The 15,539-nt window shown below is 67.8% G+C and carries 11 protein-coding genes; 6 read left to right on the forward strand and 5 right to left on the reverse strand.

The annotated features are described in order from the left end of the window. Positions 1-60 precede the first annotated feature (60 nt). The gene (locus PHA84_RS09970; RefSeq protein ID WP_270887955.1) at positions 61-1,080 is read right to left on the reverse strand and encodes an ABC transporter permease; all 1,020 of its coding nucleotides are present in this window, start codon (positions 1,078-1,080) and stop codon (positions 61-63) included. Positions 1,081-1,631: 551 nt separating this feature from the next. On the opposite strand from PHA84_RS09970, the gene PHA84_RS09975 reads away from it, so the two are divergent. From PHA84_RS09975 to PHA84_RS09995, 5 genes are all read left to right on the forward strand, one after another. Beyond that, entirely contained in the window at positions 1,632-2,804 is a 1,173-nt protein-coding gene (locus PHA84_RS09975; RefSeq protein WP_270887956.1) for an acetyl-CoA acetyltransferase, read from the forward strand. After that, positions 2,801-4,390 (forward strand): AMP-binding protein, encoded by a 1,590-nt coding sequence (locus PHA84_RS09980; RefSeq protein ID WP_270887957.1) that lies wholly within the window; start codon positions 2,801-2,803, stop codon positions 4,388-4,390. The genes PHA84_RS09975 and PHA84_RS09980 overlap by 4 nt, the downstream gene beginning before the upstream one ends. A 70-nt stretch (positions 4,391-4,460) precedes the next feature. Then, positions 4,461-5,315, forward strand: coding sequence for a hypothetical protein (locus PHA84_RS09985; RefSeq protein ID WP_270887958.1), 855 nt, complete (start codon positions 4,461-4,463; stop codon positions 5,313-5,315). After that, positions 5,312-8,068 (forward strand): FAD-binding and (Fe-S)-binding domain-containing protein, encoded by a 2,757-nt coding sequence (locus PHA84_RS09990; protein ID WP_270887959.1) that lies wholly within the window; start codon positions 5,312-5,314, stop codon positions 8,066-8,068. The genes PHA84_RS09985 and PHA84_RS09990 overlap by 4 nt, the downstream gene beginning before the upstream one ends. 7 nt (positions 8,069-8,075) lie before the next feature. After that, positions 8,076-8,579, forward strand: a complete 504-nt coding sequence (locus tag PHA84_RS09995; protein WP_270887960.1) for a gamma carbonic anhydrase family protein — start codon at positions 8,076-8,078, stop codon at positions 8,577-8,579. Between the two features lie 139 nt (positions 8,580-8,718). Here the strand turns inward: PHA84_RS09995 and PHA84_RS10000 are convergent, their stop codons facing one another. Next, complete coding sequence (locus PHA84_RS10000; RefSeq protein ID WP_270887961.1) at positions 8,719-9,879, reverse strand: acyl-CoA dehydrogenase family protein; 1,161 nt, start codon at positions 9,877-9,879, stop codon at positions 8,719-8,721. A gap of 14 nt (positions 9,880-9,893) precedes the next feature. Continuing rightward, positions 9,894-10,742, reverse strand: coding sequence for a 3-hydroxybutyryl-CoA dehydrogenase (locus PHA84_RS10005; protein ID WP_270887962.1), 849 nt, complete (start codon positions 10,740-10,742; stop codon positions 9,894-9,896). Positions 10,743-10,820: 78 nt separating this feature from the next. Here PHA84_RS10005 and PHA84_RS10010 point away from each other — a divergent pair, with 78 nt between their 5' ends. Next, a complete protein-coding gene (locus PHA84_RS10010) occupies positions 10,821-11,489 on the forward strand; it encodes a TetR family transcriptional regulator (protein ID WP_270887963.1) in 669 nt (222 codons plus the stop codon). A gap of 54 nt (positions 11,490-11,543) precedes the next feature. Here PHA84_RS10010 and PHA84_RS10015 read toward each other — a convergent pair whose 3' ends face one another. After that, positions 11,544-13,187 (reverse strand): CocE/NonD family hydrolase, encoded by a 1,644-nt coding sequence (locus PHA84_RS10015; RefSeq protein WP_270887964.1) that lies wholly within the window; start codon positions 13,185-13,187, stop codon positions 11,544-11,546. 7 nt (positions 13,188-13,194) lie between these two features. Then, a complete protein-coding gene (locus PHA84_RS10020; protein WP_270887965.1) occupies positions 13,195-15,492 on the reverse strand; it encodes a molybdopterin-dependent oxidoreductase in 2,298 nt (765 codons plus the stop codon). Positions 15,493-15,539 lie beyond the last annotated feature (47 nt).

Consider the following 15,539-nt stretch of genomic DNA (forward strand, 5'->3'; position numbering starts at 1 on the left):
CTCCACCGCGCCGGGACCTTCTGGGCACGGCGTCCATGCTCGGATCAGTCGCTGCAACGCTCATCGACTGCCACCCTTCAGTCTTGGGTCGAGATACGTCACGACCACGTCGGCCACCAGACCGAGGACGATGAACACTGCTCCCAACAGCATGATGATTGCGAGTGCGAGGTTCGCATCACCCTGAGCGATCGCCTGCACCAGCAGCCGACCGAGGCCAGGGAACGCGAACACGTTCTCGACAACGATGACGCCGCCCATCAGGTAGATGATGTTGATGGCGATGGCGTTGACGAGCGGCACGGAGGCGGAGCGCACAGCGTGCCTCCAGATGACTCGACGGCGGCGCAGGCCTCGCAAGATGGCAGATCTGGTGTACGGCGCAGCAAGGGCCTCGAGCATCGAAGCACGCGTGATGCGCCAGACATAGGCGACCACGCCAAGACCGAGGGTCAGTGAGGGGAGTACGAATGCCAGGAGCTTCTCACCGGCGCTGCCCTCGGCGACGGCGTTGGACGAGACAGGGAACCATCGGAGCTGAACCGCGAACGTGACCATCAGGCCAAGTCCGATCACGAACTCCGGGAGTGCCGCAAGGACGGTCATGCCGACGAAGAGGCTCTGGTCGACCGCTCCCCTGCGCCGAGCGGCTGCGACGCCGAGTGCGATGGCCAGCAACACCGACCAGGCCAGGGTTATCAGGGCAAGCTCGCCCGTGTGGACGTAGGCCGGGAGTACCAGTGGTCGGACTTGTTGGTTGACAAGCGTTGCGCCCCAGTCCCCGCGAACGAAGTGGCCCAGCCAGCTGAGGTACTGCACCATCACCGGACGGTCGAGGCCGTGCGAGGTCGCATACGCGCGCAGCTGCGCAGGTGTGGCTCCCCGTCCGAGGACGTTGCGGGCGATCTGCACCGGCGAATGGTTCATCGCCACAAACGCGATGAAGGAGATCAGGAACAGCGTCAGCAGAGCGAGCCCGACCTGCCGTACCACGGCACGCGCACGCGCGGCCCTTCCTCGCGACGCTGTTGGTGCGGCCACCAAGGGGCCCTGCGTCGGCACTGGCGAAATCACGGACACGATCTACTCCCTCCAGGAAGCGGACGGAAACAGCATCATCAGCTCGACTCGCCTTGCGTCAAGGCAGACGCGGGGTGACACGAGGCACCTCGTGGCAGCTGCATACTCCGGCGGAGGCCGACGAGCTGTTTCCCGAAACCTAGTTGAGCGTGTTCAGCGTCACCATGTAAGAATTCTGGACTTCGGACGTCAGCTCCGTTCATCCGCCAAAGGCTGCGTTGCCCGCGGTGCTGAGGGGGCTCCCGTGCTCAGCCGTCTGCAGGGGCGGATTCGACAGTTGTTGCGGCCGTCGTTGCGGGCCCTCGGCACACGACGGTTGTGGCGCGGTGTCTGGGACGGCACTGTTGGGGCGATAACACGGTGTCCCGACCGTCGGGCTACACAGAACCGGGCCAGGTCGCCCGTGGCGCGCCGCCCAGCTGCTCCAGGAGGCAGACCATGCCAAGACTCCCCACCGGGTCCGAGACGACTCTCTCCGAGATCGCCGGACAGGCCATGAGTAGACGCGGGTCCGGGGATCAGGATGCCGCCCCTCATACAGGTGTCGTCAAGTGAGCACGGGGGCCACGTCGATCATCGGCTGGGAGCACTCGGTCTTCGGCAAGCTCGAGCACCCAGACACCGCATCACTCATGGGGTCGGTCGTCCCCGGCGCGCTGAAGCACGCGGCCGTCGCGCCCGAGGAGGTCGACGGGATATTCGTCGGCGTCTACAACAACGGGTTCTCGACGCAGGACTTCCAGGCAGGCCTGGTCTCCATGGCCGTGCCCGCGCTGGCCGAGGTTCCCGCGACTCGCCTCGAGAACGCGTGCGCCACCGGCTCGGCAGCCCTCTACGCGGCACTCGACTTCGTCGAGTCTGGCCGTGGAAAGGTGGCTCTCGTCGTAGGCGCGGAGAAGATGACCGGTGTCACCTCAACGCGCGCCGGCGAGATCCTTCTCTCAGGCTGCTACGGACCCGAGGAGGCCGCCGTGGAGAGCGGCTTCGCGGGAGTCTTCGCCGGCATCGCAGCGGCCTACGCGGACCGGTACGGCGACCCGAGCGAGACGTTGGCCCGCATCGCGGCCAAGAACCACCACAACGGTGTGACCAATCCATACGCGCAGATGCGCAAGGACCTCGGGTTCGACTTCTGCAACACGGTCTCGGAGAAGAACCCGATGGTCGCCCCACCGTTGCGACGTACCGACTGCTCACTGATCTCCGACGGGGCCGCCGCTCTGGTGGTAGCGGCCCCCGACGTCGCGCGGTCCGCACCGCGACGGGTGGGGTTCCGCGCCCGCGCCCAAGCCAACGACTTCATGGCGCTTTCGAAGCGGGATCCCCTGGAGTTCGCCGGCGTTCGCCGCGCGTGGAGCGCTGCGATCGAGCAGGCCGGCATCACCACCCTGGAGCTGGACCTGCTGGAGACCCACGACTGCTTCACTATCGCCGAGCTCCTGCAGTACGAAGCGCTGGGCCTGGCAGACCGTGGGCAGGGCCATCGGGTCCTCGACGAGGGGTTGGTCTCGCCGGAGGGAAAGCTGCCCGTCAACCGATCTGGTGGTCTCAAGTCGAAGGGGCACCCGATCGGTGCAACAGGAGTCTCCATGCACGCCATCGCGGCGATGCAGCTGGCCGGCGAGGCGGGCGGGATGCAGCTCGAGGCAGTGGAGCTGGCGGGGGTTTTCAACATGGGGGGCTCGGCCGTCGCCAACTACGCAAGCATCCTGGAGGCCTGGTGACCCACGCCCGTACTGCCGCCGTCCCCCGGGGTACCAGCAACCTCTCGAGCCTCCTGCGGCAGACCGCGGCCCGCCTGCCCGACGAACCCGCACTTGTCCGCGGCGAGCTGGTGTGGACCTGGGCAGAGCTGGACTCCCGGGTCGACGCTCTGGCTGCCGCCTACGCGGCGGCCGGGCTCCGCCCGGGGGACGTGGTGATGCTTCATGCACCGAACAGTCGTGACTACCTGACGGTGCTGTTCGCGGCCTGGCGCGTGGGGGCCATCGTGACCCCGACGAACTGCAAGCTCACCGCTCAGGAGCTAGCAGCGCTGGCCGAAGTGGTTCGCCCCGCCCTGCTGGTGGTCCAGGAGGGAGCGGACGCGCACGCAAAGGCGCTGCACCCCGTCCCCTGTTGGACGATTTCCGACGGCCCGGGCACCGACGCGACACCGCATGTGGGGAGACTTGTCGACAAGCACCGCGGCGCCCAGGTAGAGGACGCAGCCATGATGGTCGGCGACCCAGCCTGGTTCTTCTTCACGTCGGGCAGCTCAGGTCGCCCCAAAGCTGCTGTGCTCACCCACGACCACCTGGCGTTCATCGTCAACAACCACCTCGCCGACCTCATGCCGGGACTGTCCAGCCGCGACTCGACTCTTGTCCTGGCACCTCTCTCCCACGGCGCCGGTGTGCATGCGCTGACTCATGTCGCCCGGGGCGCTCGGCTGGTGTTGTTGCCGGGCGAGTCGCTCGATGCGTCGCAGGCATGGTCGCTCATCGCCAGGCACAGGGTGTCGACGATGTTCACCGTGCCAACCATCCTGAACCGGCTGGTGGCGGCGGTCGCCGAGGACACCGACCGCTCCTCATTGCGACAGGTGATCTACGCCGGCGCGCCGATCACCCGCCAGGACCAGCGCCGGGCCTACGACGTGCTGGGCCCGGTCATCGAGCAGTACTACGGACTGGCGGAGGTGACTGGCGCGATCACCGTGCTACCGCCCGAGCTCCACCACGACGTGCCGACCTACGAAGGAATCGTCACCGCGGGCTACCCGCGGACGGGGATGACGGTTTCCATCCGAGACCTCGAGGGCAATGCGGTCCCGACAGGTGAGCGGGGGGAGATCTGCGTGGTCGGCCCGGCAGTCTTCGCCGGCTATCTGGACAACGACGATGCCAACGCCAACGCTTTCCGCGACGGTTGGTTCCGCACCGGTGACCTAGGCGTCGTAGACCAGCGTGGAATGCTCTACATCACCGGGCGAGCCTCGGACATGTACATCTCCGGCGGCTCCAACATCGACCCCCGCGAGGTGGAGGAGAAGATCCTGGCCCACCCACAGGTCCGGGCAGTCGGCGTCGTCGGCGCGCCCGACGCGGAGTGGGGCGAGGTGGGATATGCCGTTGCGGTGGTCAGTGGCGCGCTCACCGCAGAGGAGCTGCTGGCGTGGTGCCGCGAGCATATGGCTCGCTACAAGGCGCCGAAGGTGGTCCACCTGGTCGATCAGCTGCCCACCACGGCGTATGGCAAGGTCACCACGCCGGTGCTGCGGGAGCTGCTCCGCAAGGCCGGTCGCTGGCCGCAGGTGCGGGTCAGGTGATGCCGACATGATGGCCACGGACATGCTAGGACTGCGTCCGGGGGCAGCGCGGCTGAAGCACCCTGGCCCGGTGGCAGCCGAGCGCGTCGTCTGCGTGCCGACGCGCCTCACCGGGTATGACATCGAGCTGCCCGCTGGTACCCCGCTGCTCCAGGCGCTGCAACAGCTGCTCGACGCCACGGGCTGCGTGTCCGCCAACGGCCAGCTCGTCGGCGGTGAGCTGAGCGAGTTCTCCTACTACATCCCCGACCTCGGCCCCGAGGGGGGGCCGGTTGCGAACTTCAGCCGGCTGTACGTGGGAGCCGCGCCTGGGCGGATGATTCGCGGGGGGATCACCGTCGGTCGCCGCGACGGCGCAGTGTTCTGCCACAGCCACTCGCTCTTCGTGGACGCCGAGGGGACCGAGCGCGCAGGCCACCTCAATCCCGAGGAGGTGGTCCTCGGCTCCGGCGTGCGTGCGCAGGTGTGGGGCGGACCCGACGTGGTGGTGGAGGTCCAACCCGACCCCGAGACGCAGATGTCGCTTTTCACGCCCCGCCGGGTCGCCGATACGGGCGGCGGAGAGGTCTCCGCGGTGGTGTGTCGCATTCGGCCGAACGTCGACCTTGTCGGCGTGGTCGAACGCCTGACGGAAGCGCAGGGCTGGCTTGGGGCACACGTGCGCGGACAGGTCGGGTCGCTCGTGGGTGGCCGGCTCCAACAGCCCGACGGCTCGGTCGTGACAGTGGAGGGGCCGGCGACCGAGGTGATGTTCCTCGACGGGACGGTGCAGAGCGTCGAGGGGCGGATGACAGCTGACCTCAGCGCTCACCTGGTGGACCGCCACGCGGTCGTGCACAGCGGCCGCGTGTTGCCGGGGGAGAACGCCGTGGCGCTGACCTACGAGCTGGTGTTGACCGAGGCTGGCAACGGCGGCGACAGGTGAGTGTCGCGTCCCGACTGACAGGACGGGGCGTCGAACCGACGTCGGTACGCGACCGGCCGCTCGACCTGGTTGCCGCCGCGGCTGACGCCTCGCACTACCTGCTCACGCCGCAGGCTGTCGTGGTTGCGCGCGACGAGGCCGCGGTAGCGCGCGTCTTGGCGGCCTGCGCTGCCGAGGCGCTGCCGGTGACCTTCCGCAGCGGTGGTACGAGCCTCTCAGGCCAAGCGGGTAGTGACGGCGTGCTGCTGGACGTACGCCAAGGGTTCCGAGGGATCGAGGTCCTCGACGACGGGGCGCGGGTGCGAGTCGCCCCCGGCAGCACCGTGCGGTCGGTGAACGCTGCCCTGCGCCACCACGGGAGGATGCTGGGACCCGACCCAGCCAGTGAGTCGGCCTGCACGATCGGCGGCGTGGTGGCCAACAACTCCAGCGGGATGAGCTGCGGGATAGCGGGGAACACGTACCACACCCTTGACGCCGTCCGGCTGGTCCTGGCCAGCGGCACGGTCGTCGACACGGCACATCGCGACGCCGACGCCCGCCTGGCTCACGACGAGCCGGCGCTGCACGCGGGACTGCTGAGACTGCGCGACACGGTCCGCAACGATGCTGCCCTGCGGTCGCAGGTCGAGAGGCTCTTCTCCATCAAGAACACGATGGGGTACGGCGTCAACGCCTTTCTCGACCATGACTCACCGGCTGAGCTGTTGGCGCACCTCATAGTCGGCTCGGAGGGGACGCTGGCCTTCGTATCCTCAGCCACCTTCCGGACGCTGCCGGTTCGTCCTCACGCGGCCACCGGGCTGTTGGTCCTTCCCAACCTCGCCGCGGCCACCGACGTACTACCGGAGCTGGTCGCCTCCGGTGCCTCGGCCATCGAGCTGCTCGATACGCGGTCGCTGCAGCTGGCGGCTCGAGACCCGCGCGCCGTACCCGCACTGACCCACGTCGAGCTGGTCGCTCATGCAGCTCTGCTGGTGGAGTACCAGGCAGAGTCTGCCGCAACACTCGAGGCTCTGCTCGCCACGGCGGCGCCGCTGCTGAGCGGGGTCAGTACGACAACGGATGCCGCCACTCGTGCCGACCTGTGGCACGTCCGCAAGGGGCTGTACGCAACGGTTGCAGGCGCCCGACGTCCTGGGACGACTGCTCTGCTCGAGGATGTAGCCGTCCCTGTGGAGGCCCTCACGGACGCGTGCTCGGCGCTGGAGGAGGTCTTCTCCGCGCACGGCTACGACGCGGATGACACCGTCGTCTTCGGCCATGCCAAGGACGGCAACATTCATTTCATGGTCACCGAGGACCTCGGTTCCGAGGCCGGCGTGGCCCGCTATGCGGCGTTCACTGAGGACATGGTGGACGTGGTTCTCACCCGCGGCGGCACGCTGAAGGCGGAGCACGGCACGGGCCGCGTGATGGCGCCCTACGTCGAGCGACAGTACGGCGCGGCGCTGCACGGCGTCATGCGCGAGCTCAAGGCGCTCTGCGACCCGGAGGCGGTGCTGAACCCGGGCGTCGTCCTGACTGACGATCCGCAGGCCCATGTGCGCCACCTGAAGACGGTCAGTCCCATCGAGCCCGAGGTGGACCGGTGCGTCGAGTGCGGCTTCTGCGAGCCGGTGTGTCCATCTCAGGACCTGACGCTCACCCCGCGGCAGCGCATCGTCGCCCGCCGGGCAGAAGCGGCACTTCGAGCGAGCGGCGACCAGTCCGGAGCTGACGCGATCGCTGCCGACTACTCCTATGACGGCATACAGACGTGTGCTGCCGACGGGATGTGCCAGACCGTGTGCCCCGTGAGGATCGACACCGGCTCCCTGGTGCGCCGACTCCGCGCGTCCGAGCAGGGCCGTGCAGCTCAAGCGGGAGGCCGATCCGCTGCCCGGCACTGGACTGGCGCCACCGTGGTGGCGGCGCGGGGCATCTCAGCCGCCCACGCCGCACCGCGCCTGGCCACGGCGATGTCCCGGCTTGGCCGCCGCGTACTCGGCGAGGACCTCGTCCCCCTGTGGTCATCCGAGCTTCCTGGCGCAGGATCCGTCCGCCGTCAGGTGGGCGCCGCCGCCGCCGAGATCGTGCTGCTACCCAGCTGCACCGGAACGATGTTCGGTGGCGACGCTCCGACGACCGAGGCCTTCTTGGCGCTGTGCCGACGCGTCGGCGTACAGGTCAGGGTCCCCGACGAAGTGGCGTCGCTGTGTTGCGGGATGCCCTGGAGCTCGAAGGGGCTCACCGACGGCGCCGCGGTCATGGCGGCGAAGGCACGTGACGTGTTGACCGCGGCCACCCGGGAGGGTTCGCTGACCGTCGTATCGGACGCGGCGTCGTGCAGCGAGGGGCTGGTGAAGTCGTTGCCCGACGCCCCGTTCGTGGTCGAGGACGCGGTGCCCTTCACCGCGCGGGTGCTGTTGCCCCGGCTGTCGCCTCGTCGGGTGGTCGAACGTCTGGCGCTTCATCCGACCTGCTCCTCGACCCGCACCGGTGGTAATGACGCCCTGCATGCGCTGGCGGCCGCGGTGGCGAAGGAGGTGTTCGTGCCGCCCTCGTGGGGCTGCTGCGGCTTCGCCGGCGACCGCGGTCTCCTGCACCCCGAGCTCACCGCGTCGGCCACCGCACGGCAGGCCGAAGAGGTCCGGGAGTATGGCGCCGACGCGCATGCCTCGTGTAACCGAACCTGCGAGCTCGGCATGAGCCGCGCCGTGGGGACGCAGTACCGTCACGTGCTGACGTACCTAGAGCAAGCAACGAGGTGATGCAGTGATGACCCCACCCCTGCAGTGGAAGGTGTCCGTCGACCCGACCGCCTGGGTCGCCACCAACGCAACTCTGGTCGGCGCGGTCACGGTCGGCCCGGAGGCGTCGGTCTGGTATGGCGCGGTACTACGCGGCGACGGTGATGCCATCGTCGTCGGGCCGCGCTCGAACCTGCAGGACGGCTGCGTGGTGCACGCCGACCCGGGGGTAGCGGTGCGCATCGGCGCCGGCGTCTCGGTCGGCCACCGGGCCGTACTCCACGGGTGCACCATTGAGGACGACGTCCTGGTCGGAATGGGTGCGATCGTCATGAACCACGTGGTGATCGGCGCAGGGTCCGTCGTCGCTGCCGGCGCGCTGCTGCCTGAGGGACTGGTCGTTCCACCGCGGTCGCTGGTGCTCGGAATGCCGGCAAAGGTTCGGCGCGAGACGAATGACCATGAGGTCGCCGGGAACCGCGCGAACGCAGCCTCCTACGTCTCGCTGGCGGCGGCCCACCGGTCCCAGTAGGCGGCAGGACGTCCTAGTAACCCTCTCGAAGTGTCATGCATGAGCGTTCACCCCGACCTGGTGCTCGGCAAGAAGAAGGAGAACCGTGAGCTCGACGCCCGGCGCCGAGTTGCGGTGGCGACCCGCACGGTCCGTCACCTCATGAGCTGAGGAGCTCGCGCGCCATGACGACCCGCTGGATCTGGTTGGTGCCCTCGTAGATCTGGGTGATCTTCGCGTCACGCATCATCCGCTCGACCGGGAAGTCTCGGACATACCCTGCGCCCCCGAGAAGCTGCACGGCGTCAGTGGTGACCTGCATGGCGACGTCCGAGGCGTAGCACTTGGCCGCGGCACCGAAGAACGGCAGGTCCGCGTCACCGCGCTGAGACTTCGCGGCCGCCACATAAACCAGCTGGCGAGCCGCCTGCACGGTCATAGCCATGTCGGCGAGCATGAACTGGATGCCCTGGAACTCGGCGACGTGCTTGCCGAACTGCTTGCGCTCCTTGACGTAGCCGACGGCGAAGTCGAGCGCGCCCTGGGCGATCCCTACGGCCTGAGCACCGATGGTCACGCGGGTGTGGTCCAGCGTCCGCAACGCGATCTTGAGACCCTCGCCGACCTGGCCGACGACGCGGTCGGACGCGATGGGCACGCCGTCGAAGTGCAGCTCGCGGGTCGGGCTGCCCTTGATGCCGAGCTTGCGCTCCTTCTCCCCGAAGGTGAAGCCGGCGTCTCCCTTCTCGACCACGAACGCCGTGACGTTGCTGCCGCGCGCGCCCTCCGGATCGGTGACAGCCAGCACCGTGTAGTAGTCCGAGACGCCGGCGTTGGTGATCCAGGACTTCTGCCCGTTGAGAACCCAGCCGTCGCCGGCCGGCGTGGCTCGGCACCTCATAGAGGCGGTGTCGGACCCGGCCTCGCGCTCTGAGAGGGCATAGGAGAACGCCGAGCGGCCCTCTCCCACGGGAGTCAGGTAGCGCTGCTTGACCTCCTCACTGGCCGCGAGGATCAGGGGCATCGTGCCGAGCTTGTTGACCGCCGGGATGAGCGATGCGGACGCGTCGACCCGGGCGACCTCCTCGATGACGATGCAGGTCGCCAGGGCGTCGGCGCCCACGCCGCCATACTGCTCGGGGATGTGCGGTGCGAAGAAGTCGGCCGCAACGAGGGCGTCGTGCGCCTCCCGCGGGTAGCGAGCCTCCTCGTCGACCTCCGCCGCGTACGGAGCGATCTTGTCCCTGGCAACCGCGCGGACGGCCTCACGCAGCGCCTCGTGGTCCTCGGAGATCGTGAACAGGTCGAAGTCAGGGGTCATTTTCGTCGTCCGGTTCACGCGTACGTGTAGAAGCCGCGGCCGCTCTTGCGGCCGAGCAGGCCGGCGTCGACCATCCGGGCAAGAAGCGGGGGAGCGGCGTACAACGGCTCCTTGAACTCGTCGTAGAGCGACTCGGCAACGGCCTTGGTCGTGTCCAGGCCGATGAGGTCCGCCAGCGCCAGGGGTCCCTGCGGGTGCGCCGCTCCCAGTACCAGCCCCTTGTCGATGTCCTCGGCCGTCGCGAAACCCGACTCGAGCATTCGTATGGCCGACAGGACGAAGGGGACCAGCAGCGCGTTCACCACGAACCCGGCCCTGTCCTGGCAGTTGATCGCCTGTTTGCCGAGAACGTCTTCAGCGAGCGCTCGCGTCCGCTCGGTCGTCTCCGTGGACGTCAGCAGGCTGGGTACGAGCTCGACCAGCTTGAGCACCGGCACCGGGTTGAAGAAGTGCATTCCGATGACGTTCTCCGGGCGTGAGGTCACCACGCCGAGCTTCATGATCGGGATCGAGGAAGTGTTCGATGCAAGGATTGCCGACGACGAGACCACGATCGCATCGAGCCGACGGAAGAGCTCGGTCTTGGCAGTCTCCTCCTCGATGATGGCCTCGATGACCACCTCACGGTCCGCCAGCGCCCCGAGGTCGGTCACGACCGCCAGTCGACCCAGGACCTCACTCGAAGAGACGATCTTCCCTCGAGACTCCGCCCGCTCCAAGGACTTACGCAGCCGAGACAGGCCCGCCTGAGCCGCACCTTCGGTGGACTCCACGACGACCACGTCGAGCCCCGCACGGGCACAGACCTCCGCGACCCCGGCACCCATCAGCCCGCAGCCGACCACACCGATCTTCTCAGTCATCCTTCAACCTCCACGCGGTACGGGATACCATCGTTATGGTACTCAGTACCGCCGTACAGGACAAGTGCAGGAGGACAGATGACCAGCACCACGACAGAGAGGCTCACGGATGCAGCGTTCGCGCTTTTCGACCAGCGGGGCTTCGCAGAGACCACCGTTGACGAGATCGCCCAGCGGGCCGGAACGGGGAGGACGACCTTCTTCAGGCACTTCGCCACCAAGGAGGATGTGATCTTTCCCGACCACGACGCGTTGCTCGCCGAGGTGGACGAGCACCTGCGCGCCTCGACGAGCCCGAGTGTCTCAGTGGCGGTGGCGGGCGCCGCTCGCCAGGTGCTTCTGCACTACCTGGGCGAGGGCAGCCGGGCTCGAAGCCGGTACCGGCTGACTTCGACCGTCCCGGCCCTTCGTGACCGAGAGATCGCAGGGCAGCACCGGTACGAGCGCACCTTTCGCGAGTACATCCGCGAACGGATGGGCGACGGCCCGGACGCCGACCTGCTGGCCGAGCTCATGGCCAGCGCGGTGGTGACCACTCACAACCACGTTCTCCGGTGCTGGCTGCGCGGCCAGACCACCACTCCTGAGCAGGACTTCGAAACCGCGATGGCCCGCACCATCCAGCTCTTCGAAGGCGGGGCCGCGGACTCCGTGGGTGCGGCTCAGGCCGCGGAGGTCATCGTCGTGCGGACAACCGGTACGGTCGCTGACATTCTCGGCGCGTTGGCTCCCTTCACCGCCGCCTAGGGTTGGACCGGAATCAGCTGCGTCGCACCCGGTGACGGACGCAGCCGACTGGGGTTACCCGGGGACCACTGGAAGCGTGATGAACGACCCGGTGTGCTGACCGAGGTGAATTGTTTGCGTGGCGACCTTCATGGCGCCCGAATCGCGGCCGTCCAGGGTGTTCAAGTTCCGGTCCCATCGCGGGAAGCAGCTGGAGGTCACCTGCACGCGGATGCGGTGTCCCTTAGCGAACACCATGCTGGTGGACCACAGGTCGATGCCGACGTCTTGGGCGACCCCAGGCTCCATGAGCAGTCGCGTGATCCCATCGGTCACATTGTAGGAGCGCCCGTCCGGGTGGACATCGCACAGGCGCACGACCCAGTCACAGGTTGGTGCGTCTGACTCCACGGTGAGCGTTGCGGAGACCCTTCCCGTCACCTCAACGTCGTGAACAAGCACCTCCGAGGTGAACACCACGACGTCGTCTCGGCTCTCCACACGTGCCTGGTCGAACACGCCGGCAGGGAACCCCGCCATGAGCGTCGCACCGCCGCACGTCGGCACCGGATCGCGCGGATCGTAGGCATAGTGCCGGCTACCGGGCTTGAGCGTGTCTCGGCTGCCGAGGGAGCCGTCGGCAGCCAGGAAGTACGCAGTGTCTACGGCTCGCGCCGGAGGCCATTCGGCCTCGTAGCGCCACTCGTTCGCCCCCATCACGAAGATCTGCACCGGCTGACCGCCTGTCCCGGCAGCATCCGTCGACAGCTGGTGCTGCAGCCAGTCGAAGGCCATCCCGGGTATCCAGGCCGTCGAGCCTTGGCTCGAACCGTCCGAAGCGACGCCGAAGTCCGCCTCACCTTGGCAGGGTGCCTGGCTGACGTGCTGCCACGGTCCGATGACGAGCTTGGCGACCACGCGGTCGCTGATCTCGAGAAAGTTGTCGATGGTCCCCTGGAGGAAGACGTCGAACCAGCCGCCGATGTTGAGGCTGGGCACCTGCACCTGGTCGACCAGGTCGGCGGCCTGCGCTGCGGCCCGGGCATCTGGACGCGTCAGTGATGGCGCACCGTGGCGGTCCAGCACAGGGTCGATCGCTGTGAGTAGCTCCCAGTACGTGCGACTGGCGAGGTGGTCGAAGTCGTCGACCATCGAGGCCAAGCGTTCGGCTCGCCGCAGCTCGTCGTCCGAATGCTCGCGTGCCACGACATCGAAGCCAGTGAGCAGCCCCCAGAAGGTGTTCAGACCAAGCTCTTCTGCCCCACCGCGGGCCGCGAGCCCGTCATCGGGATCCCGCCACGTCATGGTTGGCACGATGGCGCGTAGGGAAGGGGGTTGCTGGGACGCGGCCTGCCATTGGGCATTCCCCAGGTAGCTCATTCCCCACATCCCGACTCGGCCGCTCGAACCGGGCAGCGTGGCCGCCCATTCGATCGTGTCTGCCCCGTCGAGGTCCTCGCCGACGAATGGCTTCCAGGGACCGTCCCCTTCCGAGGCGTACCGCCCGCGGGTGTCCTGGACCACGGTGATGAACCCTCTACGGACTGCTGCCCACGGGTCCAGATGAAGGATCTCGATGGAGCTCAAGCGGTCGTAGGGAGTGCGCGCGACGATCACTGGCCAAGGTCCGTCGCCCATCGGACGGTAGACATCAGCGCGCAGGAGGACGCCATCGCGCATTCTGACCTCCACGTCATACTCGATGACGGCACCAGCCATGGGACTCTCAATCTGTACGGTCTCGAATGACGCGGTCTGCGGGTGTTCCCCCAGGTTCAGATCCGTGAGCGCTTCTCGCCGGACGTCGCTCGGTGAACCGCGGCGGCTTGTCGACGGAGATGGGGGGAAGCGGGCCCTCCCAGCGCTCGACCTCGACGAGTGCATGCTGAGCAGTGGTGCCCTGCGAGAGCGCCGACGAGGGCAGGTCCGCCGTCAGCACATTGGGGTTCCCGTGTCGGCAGAATGAGGGGTCGTTCGGATCGGGGTCGTACCAGGCGCCGGTGGAGAGCTGTACTACGCCGGCACGGAGCGCCTCGGAGACGACCAGGCCTGCCAGACAGGCGCCTCGCTCGTTGCGAATGACGACCACGTCACCTGTTGAAAGTCCCCGAGCATCCGCGTCGGCAGGACTCATGCGAGCCGGCTCTCGACCGCTGATCTTGCTCCTCTGGCTCGTCTCGCCGACATCGAGCTGGCTGTGCAGACGTGTCTTGGGCTGGTTGGAGATGAGGTGCAAGGGATACCGCTTGTCCCGCTGGCCCAGCCACTCGTACGGTTCGAGCCAGACGGGGTGGCCAGGACAGTCGTCGTAGCCGAAGGACTCGATCACGTCGGACGAGATCTCGATGCGTCCGGAAGGCGTTGCCAGGGGACTCTCCACCGGATCGGACCTGAACTCGGCGTGCAGCACCTGGTGCCGGTCCTTCACCGGGATCTTGATGTACTCCGACTTCATGAACTGGGCGAAGTCGGGGACGTCATGGCCGAGCTCGGCGAGGTGGGCCCTCCAGTCGGTGTACAGGTGGTCGAGCCACTGGTCCGCGGACCGCCCTTCAGTGAATGACTGGTCGAGTCCCAGGCGCTCCTCCAGGGCGGAGAAGATGGCGTAGTCGTCACGCGCCTCGCCCACGGGTGCGGTCAACGCCGGCATGGGGAAGAAGTAGGGGTCGTTACGACCCGCGCCGAAGTCGTTGCGCTCGATCGTCATCGTGGCAGGCAGAACGATGTCTGCGTGGCGCGCGGTACTCGTCCAGAACTGCTCATGCACGACGACCGTCGACGGGGTCTGGAAGGCGCGGTGCAGCTTGGCGAGATCCTGGTGGTGGTGGAACGGGTTGCCACCGACCCAGTAGACGAGGTCGATGCGGGGAAAGGTCACTTCCGTTCCGTTGAACGGGATGACGCTTCCCGGGTTCAGCAGCATGTCGGCGATGCGGGCGACCGGGATGTAGCTCGACTCGCGGTTGCGGCCCTGCGGCAGCCGGGGTGGGCTGACGACGCGCCGTGCCAGCCCGACATCAGCCGAGGAACCGTAACCGTGTTGGAACCCGCCGCCGGGGAGGCCGATCTGGCCCAGCATTGCGGCAAGGGTGACCCCCAGCCAGATCGGCTGCTCCCCGTGATGCTGGCGCTGCATGGACCAGCTGACGTTGATCATGGTGCGCGACCGGGCCATACGACGGGCCAGGTCTGTGATGGTGGAGGCGGGAACCTCCGTGATAGCGGCGGCCCATTCGGGCGACTTGGGCACACCGTCGGACTCCCCGCGGACGTAGGCGATGAAGCGGTCGTACCCGACGGTGTACTCGTCCAAGAACTGGCGGTCTGCGGCGCCCTCGGCATCGACGGTGTACGCGAGACCTAGCATCAGTGCGGCGTCGGAGCCGGGCCGCGGTGCTATCCACTCGACGCCTGCCTCGGCGAACGTGTCATCCTGAATCGGCGTGATGTCGACGAAGTGACAGCCCGCAGCACGGGCACGGCCCACCTCCGAGCGGTTCCCGTGCCTGGCGATGCCGCCCGGCCCCACCGCCGAGTTCTTCTCGGAGAGACCGCCGAACGAGAGGAACAGCTCGGTGTTGGCGCAGATGACCTCCCACGTCGTAGCGCCTTCCATCACGTGCGCGGGCGAGCTTCCGAGCACATGGGGCAGTAGCGCTCCCGAGGTTCCGTAGCTGTAGTCACCCACGGCTGACACGTAGCCGCCCAGGCAGTTCAGGAACCGGTGGAGCTGGCTCTGGCCGTGGTGGAAGCGACCCGCGCTCGACCAGCCATAGGAGTCTCCGTAGACAGCGGAGGAGCCGTACGCGGTGTAGACCCGCCGCAGCTCGGCACTCACGAGATCCAGGGCTTCGCCCCAGCTGACCTCGACGAACGGCTCACTGCCGCGTCCACCACCGCCCGGCCCGCCTTCGAGCCAACCCTGTCGTACCGCAGGGCGTCGGACCCGGGTGGGATGATGCTGGCTGCTCGCCACGTTGTTGATGATGAGCCTGGGGTCGGGGTCTCCCGCCCAGCCCGTCACATCGCGGAGTGACTCGCCGGTCGAGGTGGCCTCGAGGACGCCGAAGT

It is taken from the genome of Pedococcus sp. 5OH_020, from assembly GCF_027812955.1.
Lineage (GTDB): Bacteria > Actinomycetota > Actinomycetes > Actinomycetales > Dermatophilaceae > Pedococcus.

Coding starts and splice junctions, on each gene's coding strand:
- PHA84_RS10015 (WP_270887964.1), bottom strand. CDS start 13,187: ATGGCTGGTGCCGTCATCGAGTATGACGTGGAGGTCAGAATGCGCGAT.
- PHA84_RS10010 (WP_270887963.1), top strand. CDS start 10,821: ATGACCAGCACCACGACAGAGAGGCTCACGGATGCAGCGTTCGCGCTT.
- PHA84_RS10000 (WP_270887961.1), bottom strand. CDS start 9,879: ATGACCCCTGACTTCGACCTGTTCACGATCTCCGAGGACCACGAGGCG.
- PHA84_RS09995 (WP_270887960.1), top strand. CDS start 8,076: ATGACCCCACCCCTGCAGTGGAAGGTGTCCGTCGACCCGACCGCCTGG.
- PHA84_RS10005 (WP_270887962.1), bottom strand. CDS start 10,742: ATGACTGAGAAGATCGGTGTGGTCGGCTGCGGGCTGATGGGTGCCGGG.